Source organism: Arthrobacter sp. 10T416, from assembly GCF_056394165.1.
Window position 1 is genome coordinate 73,451 of sequence record NZ_JBFTHI010000008.1, and the last position, 21,151, is coordinate 94,601.

The following is a 21,151-nucleotide window of genomic DNA, read 5'->3' on the forward strand; positions in this document are numbered from 1 at the left end:
TATGGCATGGCGGCCCGTGGCTCAAAGCAGGGCCGGCTACTCAGCCACAGGTTACTAGGCCGCAGGCTGGGTACGCGCTTCGGCGATGCGCGCAAACGCGGTGATGTCCAGGACCTCGCCGCGGGCGGTGGGGTCGACGCCGGCGGCACGCAGGCAGCGTTCGGCCTCTGCGGCGCTGCCCGCCCACCCGGCAAGGGCGGCCCGGAGCGTCTTGCGGCGCTGGGCGAAGGCGGCATCGATGACGGCGAACACCTCTTCCCGGCTCGCGGTGGTAGCCGGCGGTTCCCGGCGGGTGAAGGCGACCAGCCCGGAGTGGATCTTCGGTGCCGGCCAGAAGACGTTCATTCCGATCACCCCGGCCTTGCGCATCCCGCTGTACCACGCGGCCTTGACGGAGGGGACGCCATACGTTTTGGAGCCAGGGCCGGCCGCGAGGCGGTCCGCGACCTCGTCCTGGACCATCACCAGGCCGTGACGCAGGCTCGGGAAGTGCTGGAGCAGGTGCAGCACCACGGGCACGGCCACGTTGTACGGCAGGTTCGCAACGAGGGCCGTCGGCTGGACCGGCAGTTCGGTCACCTTCATGGCGTCCGAGAGGACCAGGTGGAAGTTCTCGACGGCGTCCGGCCGCCACGCGGCGACGGTAGCGGGGAGTTTGGCGGCGAGGACGGGGTCGATTTCGACGGCGATGACGGACGCGGCCGCGTCGAGCAGCCCGAGCGTCAGAGAACCGAGTCCGGGGCCGACTTCGAGCACGGCCTCGTCCTGGCCGATGTCCGCAGCAGCGACGATGCGCCTTATGGTGTTGCCGTCAATGACAAAGTTCTGGCCCAGGGTCTTGGTGGGACGAACCCCGATTTCCTCGGCGAGCCGGCGGATGTCGGAGGCGCCCAGCAGCGGCGCCGGGGCACCGGAGGGGAGGCTGCCGGCAGGTTCGACGGGGGCGGCGGGGGTCGGTTCAGTCACCTAGGTATCCTATCCCGCGGCGGGAACGGCAGAGGCCGGTCCCGGGGAATCCGGGACCGGCCTCGAGGGTGCCCCGCGGTGGTGGTCAGCCTGCGCGGGTCCTTATGGTGCCGTGCGGCCCTCGCGGGCCGGGACGGGGGTTAGCTGGACGCTGCCCAGCCGCAGCCCCAGGGGCTCAGGCCACGCTGTGCGTAGACCCGGTTGGCGACGGCGATCTGCTGGGCCTTGCTGGCCTGGCTGGCGTTCGGGGCGTAGGAACCGCCACCGGAACCGAGCCAGGTCTGGATGTCGAACTGCAGTCCGCCGTAGTAGCCGTTGCCGGAGTTGATGGACCAGTTGCCGCCGGACTCGCACTGCGCGATCTTGTCCCACATGCCTTCGTTCATCATGGCCGGGGCTGCGGCGCCGGTGTTGGCGGCGGCCTCAACCTTGGGCGCTTCCTTGGTGCCGATGCTGACCTTCTCGGTCACCGGCTCGCGGGTCACGGACTGGGACACCAGGGTCTTGGAGGCGACGCGGCCATCGACGAGGACCAGCTTGAAGTTCTTGCTGATGCTGCCGGCCACACCGGCCTGGACGACCTTGTGTTCGCCCTTGGGCATTGCGGAGTCCTCCGCGGTGAGCGTCTCGAACGGGACGTCTTCGGTGGTCGAGGCAGTCTTGGACGTGTCAACGCGCGAGACCTTGACCACCATGTTGTTGACCACGGGGGCGTTGCGCGGCTGGGAGGTCCGGTCGCTGGCGCCGAGCTTAAGGCCGGCGTCGCTGAGGACGGTCCCGACGGTTGCCGCCGTCGTCGTGGTCCTGGTGGCCTTGCCGTCGGCGACGAGGGTCACGGCCTTCGGCGTCGAGATGCTGACGTACGAACCGGAGACGGCCAGCTGGGCGTCCTTCGGGACGGAGACCTTCGAGGCGGAGGCGACACCGAGTTCGGTGACGAGGCCTTCCACGGTGGGGGCAGTGGTGGTGATGGTGCGCTCCGCGCCGTCCACGCTGACCTTCACGGCCTTGGCGAGGTTGACGTTGATGACGGAGCCGTCCTGCACATGCGAATCGGCTGAGGGGGACACCTTGTCGGCGGCCTGCAGCTCGACCTTGGCGGCGCTGACCACCTGGCCGACGGTGCCGCCGAACGTCTGGACGGAGCTGACGCGCCCGTCGACGTTGAGGGTGACTGTCTTGTTGTTGCCGACGAAGGCGACGAGGCCCAGCACGAGCGCCATAAGCACCACCAGCTGTGAGCCGACCTTGACGTAACTGATTTTGCCGTCCGATGTGAAGAACTTGACCACGATTGCCCATATCTTTTGGACCATCCGGGCACGGGGAAAAGCGCACGCGTTTCCCCGGCGCAAACACCCCCAAGGGCAGTTCCGGAGCTGGTCCGGATATTTGCGGAAAACGCGGGCACTGCCACACTTCCAAACGAGAGCGCACACGTGGATTCTCTGCCACGATGCGCGCCCTGAGGTAGTGAAATTATCCGAAGGCCTTCCCCGACCCCGGCTAATAGTTGACTACTGTAACCGTAGCGTTATAAACCAACCAAGAAATTATGCATACCGGGTATGTTTCCAGAGTGACGGCCGACGGCGTTTTTAGTCCCAGGATCCGTAGGCCTGCAAGGTATTTTCGGCCAGTTGTCCGCACAGCGCGGAGAGGTCACGGCCTGTCAACTCCGCCATCGCCCGGACCGTGTACGGAATCATGTAACTGGCGTTCGGGCGGCCCCGGTGCGGGTGCGGGGTGAGGAACGGGGCGTCGGTTTCCACCAGGATCCGGGCCGGGTCGGCGATCGCCAGCGCTGCGCGTAAATTGGCCGCGTTCTTGAACGTCACGGTGCCGGCGAAGGACAGGTACCAGCCCTGGTCATTGCAGGTCCGGGCGAGCTCTTCGTCGCCGGAGAAACAGTGGAAGACGACGCGTTCGGGGGCACCCTCCTCGCGCAGCACCTGTACGACGTCGTCGTGCGCGTCGCGGTCGTGGATCTGCAGGGTCAGGTCGAGCCGTTTGGCGATGTCGATGTGACGGCGGAACGAGTACCGCTGGTGGGCCAGCCCCTCCCCCTCCGTGCGGAAGAAGTCGAGTCCGGTCTCGCCGATGGCACGGATCCGCGGGTGGGACGCCAGGGCCTCGATTTCGGCGAGCGCCTCCTCCAGCTCACCGCGCGCAGCGTATCCCGGGGCGTCGTTGGGGTGCAGCGCGACGGCGCCGAGCAGCCGGCTGTCCTGCTCCACGGCCTGGACGGTGAACCGGGACGATTCGAGGTCGCAGCCCACCTGCACAGCCCCTTTGACGCCCACTGCCTCGGCGGCGTCGAGGGCGTCCTTGATACCGACCTCCAGCCCGCCGTCCGGGAAGTTCAGGTGCGTGTGGTTGTCCATCACCGGCACGGGCAACGGTTCCGGCGCCGGCGGGTACGGCTTGCGGCCCGTCGGGCCGCTTCCGGTGCCGGCGGCTTCGTCACTGCCGGTGGCGCGGAAGGGGGCGGGGGTCTGCGGATTGCACATCCATCCAGCCTAGCCTCGGGCCGGCCGGAGAATTACCCGGAACTCTCTGTCTGCTTTGTCAGTTGTGTTAGTACGCTGATACCAAAACAGGCGTGCACCAGTGGCGGGACCGGCATTCCCTGCCGTTCCGCCCGGGCCGCTCCAGGGCTGAAAGGCTGCCGATGGACTACCACCGACGCACCTCCGTAGACGAAGCGCTGCCGGATCCGCAAGGCTTCCCGGCGGGACCCGGCGCTGCCGGCCCTGCCCCCCGGACCCAGCCGGCTGCCGCCCCGGCCACGTCGGGAACCGCGCCGATGGAGGCTGCGGCGTTCCACGCGGCCAGCGAGCGCATCCTGCGCGCCATCAACACCGTGATCGATGGCAAAGCCGAAGCCGCAAAACTCGCCCTGACCGTCCTGTTGGCCCAGGGACACCTGCTGCTGGAAGACGTACCGGGGGTCGGCAAGACACTGCTGGCGAAGACCCTGGCCAGGACCATCGACTGTTCGGTCAGCAGGATCCAGTTCACCCCTGATCTGCTGCCGTCGGATGTGACCGGCGTGTCCATCTACAACCAGGCCTCCCGGATGTTCGAGTTCCGGCCCGGCGCGGTCTTCGCCAATATCGTGATCGGCGACGAGATCAACCGGGCTTCCGCGAAAACCCAGTCCGCCCTGCTCGAATGCATGGAGGAGCACCAGGTCACGGTGGACGGGACCTCCTACAAACTGGACGAGCCCTTTATGGTGGTGGCCACCCAGAACCCGATCGAGATGGAAGGCACGTATCCGCTCCCCGAGGCGCAGCGGGACCGCTTTATGGCCAGGATCTCGATGGGCTATCCGGACCGGGACTCCGAGATGGAAATGCTGGAAACCCACCAGGCGACGTCCCCGCTGACCCGGGTGACGGCTGTGGTGAGCGCCGCAGAGGTGGCTTCCATGATCGCGGCCGTGCAGCAGGTCTACGTGTCCCGTTCGATCAAGGAATACACGGTGGCGCTGGGACGCGCCACCCGGGAGAGCCCCCTGCTCCGGCTCGGCGCCAGTCCGCGGTCCATGCTGCAGCTGCTGCGTGCGGCCAAGGCCACCGCCGCCCTGGAGGGCCGGGACTTTGTGCTGCCCGACGACGTCGTCAGTGTGGCCGAATCGGTGCTGGCCCACCGGATCATCCTGGACCGCAAGGCCGCCAGCACCGGCGAGACTCCGCAGAGCGTCATCCAGTCGATCCTGGCAAAGGTACCGGTCGGCCAGGAACCGGCCAGCGCACCCGCCCGGTCCGACCGCGGCGGCCAGGCGTCCGCCCAGACCACCGGACGTTAGGGGCTGACACGGCCGTGGCGTTGCTGGACCGGTTCCCGAGGCACATCTTCAGCTCGCGCGGCTGGGGACTGCTGGCCGCGGGCGTCGGGTCCCTGCTGGCGGCGCAGGTGATGGGCCGCCGTGACCTCCTGGCGCTGGCCCTGCTGCTGCTGGTCCTGCCGTTGTTGTCCCTGGCCGGAACCCGGGTGCTCAAGCCCCGGTTCCGGGTCTACCGGGAGTTCAACCCCTCCCCCGTGGAGGCCTCCGCCACCACCACAGTCCGGCTGGCAGTGGCCCGAACCGGTCCCGGGGCCGGGTACGCCCTGATGGAGGAACACCTGCCGCCGCGCTTCGGGCAGTCTCCGGTGTTCCGGTTCCCGGCCCGGACGGCGCATGCCGGGACCAGCCGCTACGAGTACCAGCTGCGCAGCGGCAAACGCGGCCAATTCCTCATCGGACCCGTCACGGCCGAGTTCAGCGACCCCTTCGGGCTTTCCGTCCACCGCCACGCGATCGACGCCGGAGACGTGCTCACGGTGACTCCGGCCGCCGTCGACCTTCCGGTCACCGGCCTGGCCGGCGCGCGGGGCCACGACGGCGTGACCGCCACCCGGATCCGGGCGAACCCGAGCGATGACGACGTCATGACCCGGGAGTACCGGCACGGCGATCCGATGCGCCGGGTGCACTGGGCGGCCACGGCCCGCCACGGCTCCCTGATGGTCCGGCAGGAGGAGTCCGTCACCACACCCGAGGCCACGATCATCCTTGACCACCGGTTCCTGTCGTACGCCCAGGGCTCCGGCTACACCTCCGGCGCCACCGACGGCCACGAACTTGTGACCAGCGACGCCTTCGAATGGGCCGTCACGGCCGCGATGTCCATCAGCACCCACCTCGGGGAACGCAATTACGCCCTGCGCTGCCTGGACCCGGCCGGAGAGCCGGCTTTCCTGCATTCGCCGTCGGCGCCCGAACCTGACACGGACGAGTACATCGGCGCGGGCGGGCTGCAGTCCATTGCCGAGAGCCTGGCCGCCATCCAGCTCACCGGGCCGCGGCATCCGGGCGCCGACGGCGGCCCGCAGCCTTTTGATGACCGGTTGATGGACAAGCTGTCCGCGCACCGGCTGCGCGGACCGGTCCTCGCCATCCTGGGCCGCCTCTCGGAGGCCGAGGCGCGCGCCCTCGCACCCGCCGCCGGCTTCGGCGCCAATGCCTTCGCCCTCCTGGTGACGGACCGGGCAGCGGACGCGGCGCCGGTCCTGGAGATCCTGCGCCGCGGCGGCTGGCGCGCCGTGTCCGCCACGGCTGCTACCCCGCTGCCGGCTGCGTGGTCCGCCTTCGACCAGGGCGGGGCGGGGGCACCGACGGCAGCCGCCGACGTGCGGCGCGGCGCGGGGGCACGGCGATGACCCTGGCACCGCAGCGCACCACGACGGCCCGGGGAGACTCCGGGCACGACGGCGGACCGCCCGCCACCGGCCCCGGCGGCCTGTTCCGGCTGAAGGGCGCCGGCGCCGAACCCTGGGCCATGGGACTGGCCGTTGCCGTGGCCGTCGCGGGGGCCGCACTGGGGCTCAACGGCGTACTGCGCGGCTGGGCCTGGATCCCGGCCGTGCTCACCACCGTCTTCACCGTGGCGCTGGCCATGGCCGCCCTCAGGGCCCTGCGGCTGCGGGGCATCCTGGTTGCCGCGGGGGGCTTTGCGGCGCTGGCCGTCGTTTTGACGTTCACGTTCTTCCGCCAGCACAGCGTCGCCGGGGTCATTCCGTCGGCGGACACCATGGAGCAGGTTCAGCGGTACCTGCGGCGCGCCAGCGAGACGGTGCTGGCCGAGAGCTCCCCGGTGGCGCCCAACGCCGGCATTGTGTTCCTGATCTGTGGTGTGCTCGGCCTGGTGGTGATCCTGACCGACGCGCTGGCGTTCCCGCTGGCGCTCCCGGCCACCAGCGGGCTGGGGCTGGTGGCCATCCTGGTGGTCCCGGCGATGGTGAAGCCGCAGAGTGTGGGGTGGCTGGGCTTTGCCGGCGCCGCCGTCGGATACCTCATGATCCTGGCCTGCAGCCACTGGTTCCATCCCGTGTCCGGGACCCGGACGGATACGGCGCGGATCCCCGGCGCCCTCAAGCGTGCCTCCCTCACCGGGGCCCTGGCCCTTGCCCTGACGCTGGTCCTGCAGCTGGTCATCCCGGGCTTCGACCAGGGCACCTTCCCGCAGGGATCCCGCCTGAACCCCTGGGGGTCGGCGAGCGGCCTGAACCCGATGATCAGCCTGGGCAACAGCCTGCGCGACCCCTCCGGCGACGGCAGGATCACCTACGCCACGAACGCAGCCCAGGCGCCATACCTGCGTTCGGTGACGGTGGACAGCTTCGACGGCGACTCGTGGTCACCTGATGACCGGGACTCCGGCCGGCAAGCGGGGACGGGCCGGATCGACCCGGGAATCGGGTCCACGGTGGAGGAACAGCTCCGGGTGGTGACGGCGGTCAACACCAACCAGTTCACGAGCCCGTACCTGCCGGCACCGTATGCGCCGTCGTCCGTCAGCGGGCTGTCCGGCCGGTGGAGCTGGGACCCGGCCACCTTGAGCATCAAAGGCGTCGATACCAACTCCCGCAACCAGCAGTACGTGGTGAATTCGGTGGTTCCGAAGCTCACCGCAGCCGTGCTGGCCGCCGCCCCGGAACGGGTGCAGGGGGTACCGGACACGTTCCTCCGCATCCCGTCCAACGTTCCCGCAATCGTGCGGCAGACCGCCGATACCGTCACCGCAGGGCGCAGCAGCAGCTACGCCAAAGCCATGGCCATCCAGCAATATCTGCGGTCCGCGGAGTTCAGTTACTCCCTGCAGTCCCCGGTCCAGGGCGGCTACGACGGGAACGGCCTGTCGGTGCTGGCGGACTTCCTGGCCCAGAAAAGCGGGTATTGCATCCATTTCTCCTCCGCGATGGCGGTGATGGCCAGGCTGGAAGGAATCCCGAGCCGAATCGCCGTCGGCTACGCCCCGGGGCGTGCGACGGGCTCGACGGTGAGCATCGCGGGACTGGGTGCGTTGCCTGAGTACGAGGTGGATGCCCGTGACGCCCATGCCTGGCCCGAGCTCTTCTTCGAGGGCGTGGGCTGGGTGGCCTTCGAACCAACGCCATCGCGCGGTGTGGTGCCGGCCTACGCGACGGAGCAGGCGGCGCGCAGTGGCGCCAGCACCAACGAGAACAATGACGGGCTGCTCCCCGACGCGGGCGACCCGAAGCCCACCGCGGCACCGCTCCCCGTACCTGTGCCGGTGCCCGCACCCGCGGTCCGGGACACGGCGGCGGACAGCCTGGTACCGGCCCTGTACGGCGTAGGCGGGCTGCTGCTGGTGGCGCTGCTGCTGGCCTCACCCGCGCTGGTGCGCGGCGGGGTCCGGCGCCGCCGGCTGAAAGCCTCGGCGTCGGGTGTGCCGGGCTCGGCCGTCCCGGCGTGGGCGGAGTTGCGGGATTTGGCGACCGATTACGGGGTGCCTCCCCGGAGCAGTGAGACCCCGCGGCACTTCTCGGCGAGGCTGCGGGAATCGTCGGCGCTGGGCGAAGCGGGCGGCCTGGATGCCGGGGCGCACGCGGCTGTGGCGTCGCTGACCGGGGATTTTGAACGCCAGCAGTATGGCCGGCCTGCGGCGGAGGACTCCGCCGGTGACACGGCGGCGGACAGGATCGTGCTGGTGCGCGGTGTGTTCCGGGCCCATTCATCGTGGTGGACGCAGTTCCGGGCCGTCTGGCTGCCGGCCTCCCTCACTGCGCGCTGGCGGCGCCGGGCCTCGTCACCGCTGCGTGCCGTGTCCGGGCCGGCCCGGAATGCAGGAAGCGGCGCCGCGGAGTCCTGGTCCAGGATCCGCGACGCCGCCCGCCGGCTGCGCCGGGGTTAGCCGGTGTAGTTAGCCGGCGTAGGGGTCGGCGATGCCGATGTACTGCGTGTAGAGGTATTCCTCGATGCCTTCGAGGCCGCCCTCGCGGCCGAGCCCGGACTGCTTGACGCCGCCGAACGGTGCGGCCGCGTTGGACACAACGCCGGCGTTCAGGCCCAGCATGCCGGTCTCGAGGCGTTCGCCCATCCGGATGCCCCGGTTCAGGTCCTTGGTGAAGACGTACGCGACCAGGCCGTACTCGGTGTTGTTCGCGAGCCGGACGGCCTCGTCCTCGGTGTCGAAGGTGATGATCGGGGCGACCGGCCCGAAGATTTCCTCGGACAGGATCCGGGTGCCCTCGGTGACGCCCTTCAGGATCGTTGGCTGGTAGAAGTACCCCGGACCCTCCACCGCAGCCCCGCCCAGGACCGTCACGGCGCCTGCGTTGACCGCGTCGGTGACCAGTTCGTGGACCTTGTCCCGGCTCTTGGCATCAATCAGCGGCCCCACCTTGGACTCGGCCTCGGTCCCGCGGGCCGTGGTCATCTCGGCCATCTTCGCGGCGAACTTCTCCGCGAACTCATCGGCCACGGACCCGTGCACAATGAACCGGTTGGCCGCGGTGCACGCCTCGCCCATGTTCCGCAGCTTCGCCAGCATCGCCCCGGCCACGGCGGCGTCGACGTCGGCGTCCTCGAACACCACAAACGGGGCGTTCCCGCCCAGTTCCATCGAGGTCCGCAGGACCGTCTCCGACGCGTCCGCCAGCAACCGCCGGCCCACCTCGGTGGACCCGGTGAAGGACAGCTTCCGGAGCCGGGAATCCTTGATCAGCGGCCCGGTCGTGGCACCCGCGGTCGAGGTCGGAATAACGTTCAGCACACCGGCCGGCAGGCCGGCCTCCAGCATCACGGCCGCGAACAGTTGGGAGGTCAGCGGCGTCAGGTTCGCGGACTTCAGCACCATCGTGCAGCCGGCCGCCACGGCCGGGGCGATCTTCCGGGTGGCCATGGCCAGCGGGAAGTTCCACGGCGTGATCAGCAGGCAGGGGCCCACCGGCTTCTTCGTCACCAGCAGCCGGGACTTCCCGTCCGGGGACACCGAATACCGGCCGAACGCCCGCACGGCCTCCTCGGAGAACCAGCGCAGGAACTCGGCCCCGTAGGTCACCTCACCGCGGGCCTCGGCCAGCGGCTTGCCCATCTCCAGGGTCATCAGCAGCGCGAAGTCCTCGGCCCGCTCCGTGACCATGTCAAACGCCCGGCGCAGGATCTCGCCACGCTCCCGCGGCGGGACCTTGGCCCAGGACTCCTGCGCCGCGGCGGCGGCGTCCAACGCGGCAGCACCGTCCTCGGGACCGGCGTCGGCGAGGCTCAACAACACCTTCCCCGTCGCGGGATCCTCAACATCAAACGTCTTCCCGGACGCGGCCGGACGCCACTGCCCGTCAATCAACAGACCGGTCGGCACGGACGCCAGCAGAGCAGCCTCACGCTCCGCGGTAACGGTGGGCTGGGCAGTTACAGTCACAATGACTCCCTCGTCAGCAATGGGTTTGGAAAGGTGGATCGGCCCGGCGTCTGGCCGCCGGCCCGGACTACTGCCACGGTACTGCCGGTCTCTCCGGGGTGTCTACGCATGTGCGCACTAGGACCGGGCGATTCCGCTGTGCAGCTGCACAAGCGGTGGAGCAGGACAGGGCGCTGGCCGCGCCTGCCAGTGCCTGGCCCCGGGGGCCCGGATCAGCGGGCGGCGAGGACCGCGGAATACAGTTCGCGTTTGCTGATCCTGGCGTCCTCGGCGACCGCGGCCACGGCCTCCTTGAGCCGGATGCCCTGGGCGATCAGTGAGTTGACGGCGGCGACGTGGTCCTCGGGTTTGCCGGGCTCCCGCTCGGGGGCACCGCCCACCACGACGGCGATCTCGCCGCGGACCTCGTTGGTTTCCGTCCACTGCAGGAGTTCGCGCAGGGTGCCGCGGATGACTTCCTCGTACGTTTTGGTCAGTTCCCGGCAGACGGCGGCGCGCCGGTCGGCGCCGAAACGCTCGTGCAGGGCGCGGAGCATGGGTTCCAGCCGGTGCGGCGCCTCGAAGAAGACCATGGTGCGGCGTTCGGCGTCGAGGTCGGCGAGCCGTGAGGTGCGCTCCCCCGCCTTCCGCGGCAGGAAACCCTCGAAGCAGAAGCGGTCCGTCGGCAGCCCGGAGAGGGCCAGGGCGGTCAGCACCGCGGACGGCCCGGGCACGGCCGTGACGGTGAGTCCTGCCGCGACGGCGCCCTCCACCAGCCGGAAGCCGGGGTCCGAGACGGCCGGCATCCCCGCGTCGGTCACCATTACCAGGGTTTTTCCCGAGCGGACCTGGTCCAGGAGTTCACCGGTCTTGGCGGCCTCGTTGTGCTCGTGATAGCTGATCACCCGGCCGGCCACGGTGATGCCGAGGCTTTGCACGAGGCGGTGCAGCCTCCGGGTGTCCTCGGCGGCGACGATGTCCGCGGTCTCCAGCAGTCCGATCAGCCGGGCGGAGGCGTCTCCGACGTTGCCGATCGGGGTGGCTGCCAGCACGATCCTGCCCGGCCCGGCGGCCGTTCCCGCCGCCGGCACGGCGTCGTCGGCGGCAAGGGCGGGTGCAGTGCTTGGCTGGGTGCTCAGTTCGGGATCCACCCCACCAGACTACTGCCGGTGGGCGCGCGGGACCGCCGTTCCCGGCCGTGAAAGGTAGCATGGGCAACGTGACGCAGACCCCCATGCGGCCTGCCGAGGCCGGTTCAGCCGCATCATTGCCCGCCGACCAAACCCCGGACAGCACCCGCCACGCCGCAGGCCGGCGGGACCAGGCCCGCACCGGGCGGAACCTGGAGGGGCACCGCTGGATCGGCCGGCCGGCCGAGGCGTTCGGCGTCGAAGCCCTCAAGGAACGGCTGATCGGCGATATCCGCAGCTGGCGGGACTACCCGCCCACCCTGCGGCTCTGGTTCTGGCTGATTCCCGTCCTCACCGCCGTGCTGGGCGGGATCCTGCGTTTTGTCCGGCTCGACACCCCGCGCAACCTCGTCTTCGACGAGACCTATTACGTCAAGGACGGCTACTCGCTCCTGGTCAGCGGGTACGAGCGCGCCTGGCCGGAAAAGGCCAACGACTCCTTTATCGCCGGCAACCCCGGGGTCCTCCTGAATACCCCCGAATACGTGGTCCACCCGCCGGTGGGTAAATGGATGATCGCCGCCGGTATGTGGCTCTTCGGCCCGGACAATCCCTTCGGGTGGCGTTTCTCGGCCGCCCTGACCGGCACCCTGTCCATCTTCCTGCTCGCCCTGATCGCCCAGAAACTCTTCCGCTCGCTCACCCTGGGCGCCGTGGCCGGGGTGCTGCTGGCCGTGGACGGCCACCACCTCGTGATGTCCCGCACCTCGCTGCTGGACATCTTCCTGATGTTCTGGATCCTCGCCGCTTTCGGGGCGCTGCTGATGGACCGCGACGACGGCCGCCGCCGCCTCGCGGAACGGCTGGCCCGGCGGGGATCCGCCTCAGCCGGCGGCGTTCCCTCGCGGCTGCAGCTGGCCGCCGGCCCCTGGCTGGGGATCCGCTGGTGGCGGCTCGCCGCCGGGGTCTGCCTTGGCCTGGCGGTCGGCACCAAATGGTCTGCCCTGTTCTTTATGGCCGGCTTCGGCCTGCTGACCGTCCTGTGGGACCTCAGCGCGCGCCGGATCGCCGGGGTCCACGGCTGGATCACCGGCGGCATCCTCAAGGACGGCATCGCGGCGTTCCTGAGCATCGTCCCGGTCGCCGGCCTGGTCTACCTGGCCACCTGGACCGGCTGGTTCCGCTCCAGCAACGCCTATTTCCGGCATTGGGCCGAGACCAACCCCTCGGCGCAGTGGGGCTGGCTGCCGGATTCGCTCCGCTCCCTGGCCCACTACCACCTCGAGGCGTACAAGTTCCATCAGGGCCTGAGCGCGGAACACCCGTATGAGGCGAGCGCCTGGAGCTGGCTGGTGATGGGACGGCCGACGTCGTTCTTCTATGAGTCGTCCAAGCAGGGGGCGGCGGACTGCGGGGGGCCGAACTGCACCTCCGCCATCCTCTCGGTCGGCAACCCGCTGATCTGGTGGAGCGCCGCGGTATGCCTGGGGATCCTGCTGTTCTGGTGGGCCGGCCGGCGTGACTGGCGGGCCGGGGCCATCCTGGCAGCCGTGGGCGCAGGCTACCTGCCCTGGTTCATGTACCCGGAACGGACCATGTTCTTCTTCTACGCGGTGTCCTTCGAACCGTTCCTGGTGCTCGCCCTGGTGTACTGCCTGGGGCTGGTGCTCGGCCGGCGCTCGGACCCGCTCTGGCGGCGCCGCTCCGGCCTCTACCTGGTGGCACTCTTCGTCGTCGCGGCCGTGCTGCTCTCGGCGTTCTTCTACCCGATCTGGACGGCGGAGCTGATTACCTACCAGGACTGGCGGATGCGGATGTGGATGCCGTCCTGGATCTAAGGCAGGATTACTAGCGGAGCCCCGCGTCCGCCGGGCCGCAGAACGGAACGGGAGACACGTGTTGTGAGAGAAGCCAGCACCGGACTGCTCGTCGAGCTGGATCCGGAAAGCAATGTGACGGACCTGCTGCTCGAACAGCACGCCAAGGACCCCGTGCACGCCCTCTACTCCCGCAAAGGTCCCTCCGGCTGGGCGGACATCCCGGCCCAGCAGTTCCTCGACCAGGTGACGGCCCTCGCGAAGGGGCTGATCGCCGGCGGGCTGGCTCCCGGGGAAACGGTGGCCGTGATGTCCGCGACCCGCTACGAATGGACCGTGGTGGACTTCGCGATCTGGTTCGCCGGCGGCGTCACCGTCCCCATCTACGAAACCTCCTCGGTCAGCCAGGTGGAGTGGATCCTGCACGACTCGGGCGCCCGCCGCATCTTCGTTGAAGACCAGGCGAAGGCTGCGCTGGTCCAGCAGGTCCTGGACGGTTCGGCGCTGCTGGCCGGCCGGGTCCTCGGCGTCGTCCGGATGGACTACGACGGCGCCGCGCCGAACCTTGCCAGCCTCGCTGCCGCCGGCAGCGGCGTCAGCGACGCCGAGCTGGAGCGGCACCGTTCAACAGCGGCCCTCGCCGACGTCGCCTCCCTGGTCTACACCTCCGGCACCACCGGCCGGCCGAAGGGCTGCGAGATCACGCACGGCAACTTCGCCCTGGTTGCGAAGAACATCGTCCTGTTCCTGCCGGAAGTCCTGCTGCAGCCGCACGCACGGAGCCTGATGTTCCTCCCGTTGGCCCATGTCCTGGCCCGGGCCGTCCAGGTCATTTGCCTCAGCGCGGGCGCCACACTCGGCCACACCGCCAGCGCCAAGGAACTCCTGGATGACCTTGGGACGTTCAAGCCGACGTTCCTGCTGGTGGTGCCCCGCATTTTCGAAAAGGTCTACGCCGGGGCCGCGCGCAAGGCGGCGCTGGCCGGCAAGGACCGGCTCTTCGGGGCGGCCGCCGCGGTCGCCATCGGGTATTCGACGGCCCTGGACGCCGCGGGCCGGGGCACTGGCGCGGGCCCCGGCTGGGTGCTGCGGACCAAGCACGCCGTGTTCGACCGGCTGCTGTACCCGAAACTCCGGGACGCGTTCGGCGGACGCCTCGGCTACACCGTCTCCGGGGCGAGCCCGCTCAGCGCCAACGACGCCCATTTCTTCCGCGGCGCCGGTGTGCCGGTCCTGGAGGGCTACGGCCTGACCGAGACGACCGCCCCGTGCACCGCCAATACGCCGTCCCGCTCCAAGGTGGGAACCGTCGGGATCCCGGTGCCCGGCACCACCATCCGGATCGCCGACGACGGGGAGATCCTGGTCAAGGGCATTGGGGTGTTCAAGGGCTACCACGCCAACGAGGCCGCCAACGCCGAGGCGTTCGTGGACGGGTTCTTCCGCACCGGTGACCTTGGGTCGCTGGACGCCGACGGATTCCTGACCATCACCGGGCGGAAGAAGGACCTGCTGGTGACCGCCGGGGGTAAAAATGTGGCGCCGGGGCCGCTGGAGGAAAAGATCCGTGAGCACCCGCTGGTGGCCCAGGCGGTGGTGGTCGGGGACGGGCGGCCGTTTGTGTCGGCGCTGGTCAACCTGGATCCCGAGGGCCTGGAGAACTGGTGTGCGGCGCAGCGTGTGCCCCTGATGGGCGTCGCGGAGGCCACAGCCAACGAGCAGGTCCGCGCCGCGATCCAGGCGGCCGTCGACGCGGCGAACACCCTGGTGTCAAAGGCCGAGTCGATCCGCACGTTCGTGGTGCTGGACACCGATTTCACGGTCGAGTCCGGGCACCTGACGCCGTCCCTGAAACTCAAGCGCTCCGCCGTCGTCAAAGATTTCCAGGCGCAGATCGACCGCATCTACGGGTAGGCTCCGGCCACTCCCCTGCGCACACAAAAGCGGCCGGCACTGGGGTGCCGGCCGCTTTTGCTGTGTGTGAACCGTTTAGGACTTGGCCTCGCGACCGGACGCTTGGGCGGCGTCGGTACCGACGCCGTCGACGTCGGGTTCGGTCTCCGGTGCGGCGGTGGCGCCGGAGCCGGTGCGTGCCCGCTTGAAGCGGCGGCCCTTGAGTTCCGTGGCGTCCACGCTGCCGGTTCCGTCCGCCGTGGCGGTTTCCCGGACCCGGGGCGCCAGGCCGCGGCGCTTCCGGGTGGGCCAGGTCAGGATCAGGGTGACGAGGGAAGCCAGGAACACCAGCGCGCCGATCACAATCCCGGCGTCCACCCAGAACTGGCCCGGGAACAGCCGGATCAGGGTGTCCTGCAGGGAGAACGTCCATGTACCGTTGGCGAAGAAGATCCGGTGGAACTCGGTGAAGAACTGCTCCCAGCCGAGCACCGCGAGGGCGCCAAGGCCGAGGATGATCACGAGGGTGGCGATCGAGCCGGCGAAGAGGCCGCGCCGGACACCGCCGGTGCTGCGGCGGCGCAGGTAGAGAATGGCGATGATGCTCAGCAGGGCCAGCAGGACGCCGCCGCCGAAGGAGGACAGCATCACCAGCTTGACGTCGGCCATGTGGCTGACTTCGCCGTCCTTGAAGAGCGGATCCCCGGCACGGTTGACGAGTTCGCCGAGGTAGCGCGGGCCGGACCAGTTGCTCAGGTAGTCAACGGCGTACGAACCGTAGGTCATGCGGTCGTCGGTGTTGAAGCCGTAGCCGTCGCCGGGGAAGCCGGGGCGGTTGTACTCCACCCAGAGGAAGAGCGGGCTGGTCACGGCGCGGACGGCCAGGACCAGCAGGATCACGGGGTAGCAGATGGCGAGCAGGACCTGCATCACGCGGGGTGCGACCGGCTTGGCGTTGGCGGCCTGTTCGCGTTCGGCGTTGCGGCGTTCCACCTCTTCCGCGGGCGGCCGGACCTGCAGGGCGGACGTTGGGAGTGCTTCCTTGAATTCCCCGGACCCGGTCCGGCCCGCGGGCCTGGCAGGGTCGGTGCCGGTGCCGGTGCCGGTGCCGGTGCCGGCCGCCGCAGTTCCTGCGGCGGCGGCGGATGCGGCGCCGGCTGCCCGCCGGTCCGCGCGGCGGCCCTGGCGTTCGCCGGCGGCCGGGGTGCGGTCCTCCGGGTCAGCAGGGGCGGCTGTTGCTACGGGTCCGGATGCTGTGGTTTCCCGCGCGGGCTCCGGTGCGGGTGCGTCCGCCGGTGCCTCCCCGCGGGCGCCCGCGGCCGTGGTTTCCTGCCGGGCCTGCGGGGTTCCCGCGGCGGCGTCGGTCCGCTTGCCCGCGGCGGCCGGCTTCATCCATTCGAAGGCGGGTTCATCGGCGTCGTCGGCGGGGTCCAGATCCGGATCCTGTCGATTCGGAGGGGTGGGACTTTTTTCCGTCACTGCTGCTTCGCTTCCGTAGGSTTCCGCGCYGCCGGGCCCGGGGACCGGCARCGCCACATATCTGACTCCGAGCCTACCGTCAGGGCCTCAGCCCCGGCGAGGTGCCACCCCGGGGCCGCACCGATTCAGGCCGAAATTTCGGTGTAACCGGCGTCCCGGCTGTCGAGGTCGCCGCTGGCGCCAGCACGGTGGGCCCTCCCGCCCAGTGTCAAAACATACACCCAGTAGCCGGCCAGCACCGCAGCGCCGATGGTGATCTTGGCCCAGACGGGCAGGGCGCTGGGCGTGACGAAGCCCTCCACCATGCCGGAGACCAGGAGCACCAGGACCAGCCCGAGGGCCACCGTGACCAGGGACCGGCCTTCCTCCGCGAGGGCCTGCGAGCGGCGGCGCGGCCCGGGCGCCACCACGGCCCAGAAGATCCGCAGTCCGGCCGCGCTGGCCACAAACACCGCCGTCAGCTCCATCAGGCCGTGCGGCAGGATGTAGCTGAAGAACACGTCCAGCTTCCCGGCGCCGGCGAAGACCCCGGCGGCAACCCCCACGCCCTGGGCGTTGCCGATCAGCATCATGGGGACCCAGAAGCCGGTGATGCCCAGCGCCACGGCCTGCGCGGCGATCCAGGCGTTATTGGTCCACACCATGCCCGCGAACGACGCCGCGGGATTCTCGGAGTAGTAGTTGATGAAGTCCTGCTCCACATAGCGGCGGACCGCGTCGTCCGAGCCGAGGGCACGGAGCGCATCCGGGGAATTCCCGATCCAGAAACCGTACGCGGTGGCGACCAGGCAGAACGCCAGCCCGCACCAGAGCGTCAGCCAGCGGATCCGGTACAGGGCCGCCGGCAGCGCGATGACGAAGAACCGGGCCAGGTCCTCCATGAAGTTCGAACGGGCGCCCGTGAACCGGGTGCGGGCCTGGGCCAGCGTGGCTGACAACGCCGCGGACAGCCCGCTCTCGGGCGCCACGGAGCGCAGCAGCGAGAGGTCGGCCGACGCGCCCTGATAGAGCCGCAGCAGTTCGTCGGCATCGGCGCCGCTGAGCCGGCGCTGGTGCGCCAGGGCGTGCAGCCGCGCCCACTTGTCCCCGTTCACCAGGGAGAACGCCTCGATGTCCACGGCACCACCCTAGCGCCCGGGGCCGCGATCCGTCCGGCATCTGCGCGGGATGATGTGGCCGGGGTGATTAGACTGTGCGTGACTGGCAGACGAGTGGGGGTCCGGGTTGAGTTCCATCATCACAGGCGAGGCCGTGGTCCTTGAGCTGCGGCCGGCGTCCTTCGCGGCGCGGGCGCTGGGGCTGTTGCTGGACGTCCTGGCCCACGGCGCCCTGCTGTTCGGCCTGCTGACGGTGCTCGGCGCCGCGGCACCCCGGCTGGACAGCGCCGCCACAGGAGCCATTGTCACGTCGATCGTGGTCTTCTGCTTTGTGGTGCTGCCAGTCACCGTGGAGACCCTTAGCCGCGGCCTGTCGCTGGGCAAGCTGGCCACGGGGCTGCGGATCGTGCGGGACGACGGCGGTTCCATCCGGTTCCGGCATGCCCTGATCCGCGGGCTGATCGGGTTCCTGGAGATCTATGCCACGGTCGGCGGCCTGGCGGTCGCCGTCGCGCTCTTCAACGGCCGGTCCAAGCGGCTGGGTGACTTCGTGGCCGGAACGTATGCGCTGCGGCGCCGGGTCCGCGCCGAGGCGCCGGTCCTGCACGGTGTGCCGTTCCAGCTCCAGCCGTGGACGTCACTGGCCGATATTGGCCGGATTCCGGATGCGGCCGCGCTCCGCGCGTCCCTTTTCATCCGCCAGGCCGGCCGGATGTCGCCCGCATCCCGGATGGCGATGGCGCAATCCCTGGCCACCGAGTTGGCCACGCACGTCGCTCCCCCGCCGCCGCCGGGCACCGGGCCCGAGGAGTATCTGGCGGCGGTCCTTGGCGAGCGGAGCCGGCGCGAACTGGACCGCCTGCGCCTCACCGGGGAGCGGAACGCCCGGCTCGGTGCCCGGCTGGGCCGGCTGCCGTACCAGCGCGTTCGCTAGCCGCCTCGGCCTTAGCGTTTGGCGTACTGCGCCCAGGGGATGTTCCAGTCGCCGAAGCCTTCGAGCGGTTCCACGGGCGCAGCACCCGTGTTCAGGGTCTGCACGACGTCGCCGGTCTTCATGTTGGTGAAGAACCACGCCGCGTCGGCCGGTAGCAGGCCCACGCAGCCGTGCGAGACGTTGGCCCGGCCCACTGCGCCCCACGCGGATTCGAGGGCCTGGTGGACGTAGACGCCCGACGTCGTCAGCCGGTTCGCGTACTCCACGGTCAGCGGCGGGTAGTAACCCTTGTCGCCGGGTTTGAGCCCGATGCTCCCGGCGTTGAACTTGGAGCGGCGCTCCTGTTCCATAATGACCGCGTAGCCGGAGGGCGAGAGCCAGTCCTTGTCGCCGAGGGTGACCGGCGCCGTCCGGACCAGCCGGCCGTCGAAATAGACCTTCATGGTTTTGGTGATGTCGTCCACGACGGCGAGACGCTGCTGCCCCACGGTGAACGAGACCGGCACGTTGGAGTTGCCGACCATGCCGTTGCCGAAGTCCACGCCAAACAGCTTCAGATCCACGGTGATCCTGCTGTTGGCGGCCCAGAAGTTTTGTGGCCGGAGCCGGGCACGCCGGTCCGAGTACCAACGCCAGGCCACCGCCTGCCGCGAGGAGACCGTGACTTTGACGGCTTTCTCCACTGCGGCTTTGTTCAGGACGGGCTCACTGAAAACGATCTCGATCGGCTGGCCGGCGCCGATGGTGCTGCCGTTGGCCGGGTAGACGGCGGCGTCAGCCTCGTTGGCGGTGGCGACCGTGGCGAAAGTCTGGTTCTTGTGCGTTTCCCGGCCGGCGGCGTCGACGATCGTGTAGCTGTACCGGTAGCGGGTGTCGAATTCCAGCGGTTCGCCGGCGGTCCAGGTGGAACCGTCGGCGCTGGCGGTCCCGGGCACGGGGGTACCGCCGGTTTCGGACTGCAGCACCACACCCTTGACCGTCCCGTTGACTGCCTTCACCGACGGCAGCGCGGCCGGGTTGACGTCCGCGGCCCCGTCGAGCGGCGTGACCCCGAGTTCGACGGGCGTCACCACGGGGGCGGCCAGGCCGGCGACGTTGCGCATCGGCGAGGCTGCCTCCGAGGGCAGCTCGGCGTCCGCCCAGACGGGGACCGCGGCGACGCCGGTCCCGCCGGCTCCGATGGCCAGGCAGATCGCGGCGACCGCCAGCATCTTGCCGCGGCTTCGCGAGCCCGCGCGTGTTTTCTTCATTCGTGCATCCCCCACTGCATTCCCCCGGATTCAGGCCTAGTTCGCGTAGTTAGCCCACGGAATGTTCCAGTCGCCGAAGCCGTCGGTGTGGGCGGCGTAGTCGCCGTCGGTGTTGACCACCTGCACGACGTCGCCGGTGGTCATGTTGTCGAAGACCCATTTGGCCGCGGCCGGGCCGAGGCCGACGCAGCCGTGGGAGAGGTTCACCTTGCCGAGGTAGGGCATGGCCGAGTCCGTGGCCTGGTGGATGAACTCGCCGCTGGGCGTCAGCCGGGTGGCGTAATTGACGTCGATTTGGCCGTAGTAGGCCGGGTCGCCGGGTTTGAGCCCGATGGTGCGGGCGTCCATGTGCTCCACCCGGTACTTTTCCATCAGCACGAGGTAGCCGCGGGCGGACGGGAAGCGGGTGTCGCCGAGGGTGGCCGGCCACCGGCCGACCTGCCGGCCGTTGATCGAGGCGGTGAAGGTGTGGGCCTTGGCGTCGGCCACCGCGACCCTCTTGTCGCCGATGTGGACGGTCACCTTCTTGTTGAAGTTGCCCACCTGGCCCTTGCCGAGGTTGACGCCGAAGAGTTTGATGTCCATGGTGACGGTGCTGTTGGCGGCCCAGAACGCCTTTGGCCGGTACCGGACCATGGTGTTGCTGTACCAGTGGAAGTCACCCACCTGGCCGGAGGTGGAGCTGATCCTGATCGCCTTTTCGACGGCGGCACGGTTCAGGACCGGTTCGCTGAACGTCAGCTGCAGCGGCTGCGCGACGCCTACCTTCATGCCGTCCAGCGGGTAGATGGCGGCGTCGGCCTCGTTGGCGGTGGTCACCGTCGTGAAGCTGCGGGTGGTGTTGGTGCTCCGTCCGGCGCCGTCGGTCACGGAGTAGCTGTAGGTGTAGCGGGTGTTGAATTCCAGCGGACCGGCGGCGGACCAGCTCGAACCGTCTGCGCTGATTGCGCCGTCCACGGACTGGCCGGTCTCGCTGGTCAGGGCGGCGCGCTCAATGCGGCCGTTGCCGACTTTGAGGGTGACGGGCGCGGCCGGGTTGACCTGCACCGCGGCGTCGGCGGGGGCGGCAGTGAGCTCGAGCGGGGGCACCACGGGGAATGCCAGGCCCTGGGTGGATCGCTCCGGCGAGGCGGCTTCGGAGGCAAAGGAGGCGTGGGCCAGCGGTCCGGCCGCGGCGAACACGCCGCCGCCTGCGGCGAGGGCGCACACAGCTGCCAGCACGGCCACTTTCCGGCCGGTACTCCAGCTTTTTGGGGCGATCACTATACTCGGGTCCTTCCAGACGTTACATGGAAAGCATAAGTGAATTTCCGGGGCGGCCCGCCGTCACGCGCGCCACGATACGGTCACAAAAAAGGGCCCCGGACGGCGAGTCCGGAGCCCTTTCCTGTGCC

15 protein-coding genes are annotated in these 21,151 nt (G+C 69.7%); 6 read left to right on the forward strand and 9 right to left on the reverse strand.

The genetic code is table 11. The features are described from left to right. Positions 1–54: 54 nt before the first annotated feature. The 3 genes from rsmA to AC1DBE_RS10330 all read right to left on the reverse strand — a co-directional run bounded on the left by rsmA (position 55) and on the right by AC1DBE_RS10330 (position 3,476). Positions 55–966: a 16S rRNA (adenine(1518)-N(6)/adenine(1519)-N(6))-dimethyltransferase RsmA gene (gene rsmA, locus AC1DBE_RS10320; RefSeq protein WP_476970435.1), complete on the reverse strand. Its 912-nt coding sequence runs from the start codon at positions 964–966 to the stop codon at positions 55–57. A 140-nt stretch (positions 967–1,106) separates the two neighbouring features. Next, a complete protein-coding gene (locus AC1DBE_RS10325) occupies positions 1,107–2,282 on the reverse strand; it encodes a ubiquitin-like domain-containing protein (protein ID WP_476970436.1) in 1,176 nt (391 codons plus the stop codon). Positions 2,283–2,564: 282 nt separating this feature from the next. Further along, positions 2,565–3,476 (reverse strand): TatD family hydrolase, encoded by a 912-nt coding sequence (locus AC1DBE_RS10330; protein ID WP_476970437.1) that lies wholly within the window; start codon positions 3,474–3,476, stop codon positions 2,565–2,567. Between the two features lie 161 nt (positions 3,477–3,637). Here AC1DBE_RS10330 and AC1DBE_RS10335 point away from each other — a divergent pair, with 161 nt between their 5' ends. The 3 genes from AC1DBE_RS10335 to AC1DBE_RS10345 are packed head-to-tail and all read left to right on the forward strand — an operon-like array spanning position 3,638 to position 8,669. Further along, complete coding sequence (locus AC1DBE_RS10335) at positions 3,638–4,780, forward strand: AAA family ATPase (protein ID WP_476970438.1); 1,143 nt, start codon at positions 3,638–3,640, stop codon at positions 4,778–4,780. Positions 4,781–4,794: 14 nt separating this feature from the next. Continuing rightward, positions 4,795–6,174, forward strand: coding sequence for a DUF58 domain-containing protein (locus AC1DBE_RS10340; RefSeq protein WP_476970439.1), 1,380 nt, complete (start codon positions 4,795–4,797; stop codon positions 6,172–6,174). Continuing rightward, the gene (locus tag AC1DBE_RS10345) at positions 6,171–8,669 is read left to right on the forward strand and encodes a transglutaminase TgpA family protein (RefSeq protein WP_476970440.1); all 2,499 of its coding nucleotides are present in this window, start codon (positions 6,171–6,173) and stop codon (positions 8,667–8,669) included. Before AC1DBE_RS10340 ends, AC1DBE_RS10345 begins: the two co-directional genes overlap by 4 nt. Before the next feature lie 9 nt (positions 8,670–8,678). On the opposite strand, the gene AC1DBE_RS10350 is transcribed toward AC1DBE_RS10345, so the two are convergent. Both AC1DBE_RS10350 and rsmI read right to left on the reverse strand, forming a co-directional pair. Next, the gene (locus AC1DBE_RS10350; RefSeq protein WP_476903676.1) at positions 8,679–10,178 is read right to left on the reverse strand and encodes an NAD-dependent succinate-semialdehyde dehydrogenase; all 1,500 of its coding nucleotides are present in this window, start codon (positions 10,176–10,178) and stop codon (positions 8,679–8,681) included. Between the two features lie 212 nt (positions 10,179–10,390). Further along, positions 10,391–11,248 (reverse strand): 16S rRNA (cytidine(1402)-2'-O)-methyltransferase, encoded by an 858-nt coding sequence (gene rsmI / locus AC1DBE_RS10355; RefSeq protein WP_476970482.1) that lies wholly within the window; start codon positions 11,246–11,248, stop codon positions 10,391–10,393. 119 nt (positions 11,249–11,367) lie between these two features. Between rsmI and AC1DBE_RS10360 the strand changes: the two genes are divergently transcribed. Together AC1DBE_RS10360 and AC1DBE_RS10365 are read left to right on the forward strand one after the other, a co-directional pair. After that, entirely contained in the window at positions 11,368–13,125 is a 1,758-nt protein-coding gene (locus AC1DBE_RS10360) for a dolichyl-phosphate-mannose--protein mannosyltransferase (protein ID WP_476970441.1), read from the forward strand. Between the two features lie 63 nt (positions 13,126–13,188). Continuing rightward, the gene (locus AC1DBE_RS10365) at positions 13,189–15,018 is read left to right on the forward strand and encodes an AMP-dependent synthetase/ligase (RefSeq protein WP_476970442.1); all 1,830 of its coding nucleotides are present in this window, start codon (positions 13,189–13,191) and stop codon (positions 15,016–15,018) included. A gap of 75 nt (positions 15,019–15,093) precedes the next feature. Here AC1DBE_RS10365 and AC1DBE_RS10370 read toward each other — a convergent pair whose 3' ends face one another. Then, complete coding sequence (locus tag AC1DBE_RS10370; protein WP_476970443.1) at positions 15,094–16,476, reverse strand: TIGR01906 family membrane protein; 1,383 nt, start codon at positions 16,474–16,476, stop codon at positions 15,094–15,096. A 125-nt stretch (positions 16,477–16,601) separates the two neighbouring features. Further along, positions 16,602–17,594 carry a stage II sporulation protein M gene (locus tag AC1DBE_RS10375; RefSeq protein WP_476970444.1) on the reverse strand — a complete coding sequence of 331 codons (993 nt, stop codon included), beginning with the start codon at positions 17,592–17,594 and terminating at the stop codon, positions 16,602–16,604. Between the two features lie 106 nt (positions 17,595–17,700). Between AC1DBE_RS10375 and AC1DBE_RS10380 the strand changes: the two genes are divergently transcribed. Next, positions 17,701–18,507 carry an RDD family protein gene (locus tag AC1DBE_RS10380; protein WP_476970445.1) on the forward strand — a complete coding sequence of 269 codons (807 nt, stop codon included), beginning with the start codon at positions 17,701–17,703 and terminating at the stop codon, positions 18,505–18,507. A gap of 11 nt (positions 18,508–18,518) precedes the next feature. Here AC1DBE_RS10380 and AC1DBE_RS10385 read toward each other — a convergent pair whose 3' ends face one another. Together AC1DBE_RS10385 and AC1DBE_RS10390 are read right to left on the reverse strand one after the other, a co-directional pair. Beyond that, a complete protein-coding gene (locus tag AC1DBE_RS10385) occupies positions 18,519–19,757 on the reverse strand; it encodes a L,D-transpeptidase (RefSeq protein WP_476970446.1) in 1,239 nt (412 codons plus the stop codon). Between the two features lie 36 nt (positions 19,758–19,793). Beyond that, a complete protein-coding gene (locus tag AC1DBE_RS10390) occupies positions 19,794–21,017 on the reverse strand; it encodes a L,D-transpeptidase (protein ID WP_476970483.1) in 1,224 nt (407 codons plus the stop codon). Positions 21,018–21,151 lie beyond the last annotated feature (134 nt).

What these genes read in the sequence shown, in the direction of transcription:
- AC1DBE_RS10335 (WP_476970438.1), top strand. Translation starts at nt 3,638, where the DNA reads ATGGACTACCACCGACGCACCTCCGTAGACGAAGCGCTGCCGGATCCG.
- AC1DBE_RS10385 (WP_476970446.1), bottom strand. Translation starts at nt 19,757, where the DNA reads ATGAAGAAAACACGCGCGGGCTCGCGAAGCCGCGGCAAGATGCTGGCG.
- AC1DBE_RS10360 (WP_476970441.1), top strand. Translation starts at nt 11,368, where the DNA reads ATGGGCAACGTGACGCAGACCCCCATGCGGCCTGCCGAGGCCGGTTCA.
- AC1DBE_RS10325 (WP_476970436.1), bottom strand. Translation starts at nt 2,282, where the DNA reads ATGGTCCAAAAGATATGGGCAATCGTGGTCAAGTTCTTCACATCGGAC.
- AC1DBE_RS10330 (WP_476970437.1), bottom strand. Translation starts at nt 3,476, where the DNA reads ATGTGCAATCCGCAGACCCCCGCCCCCTTCCGCGCCACCGGCAGTGAC.
- AC1DBE_RS10345 (WP_476970440.1), top strand. Translation starts at nt 6,171, where the DNA reads ATGACCCTGGCACCGCAGCGCACCACGACGGCCCGGGGAGACTCCGGG.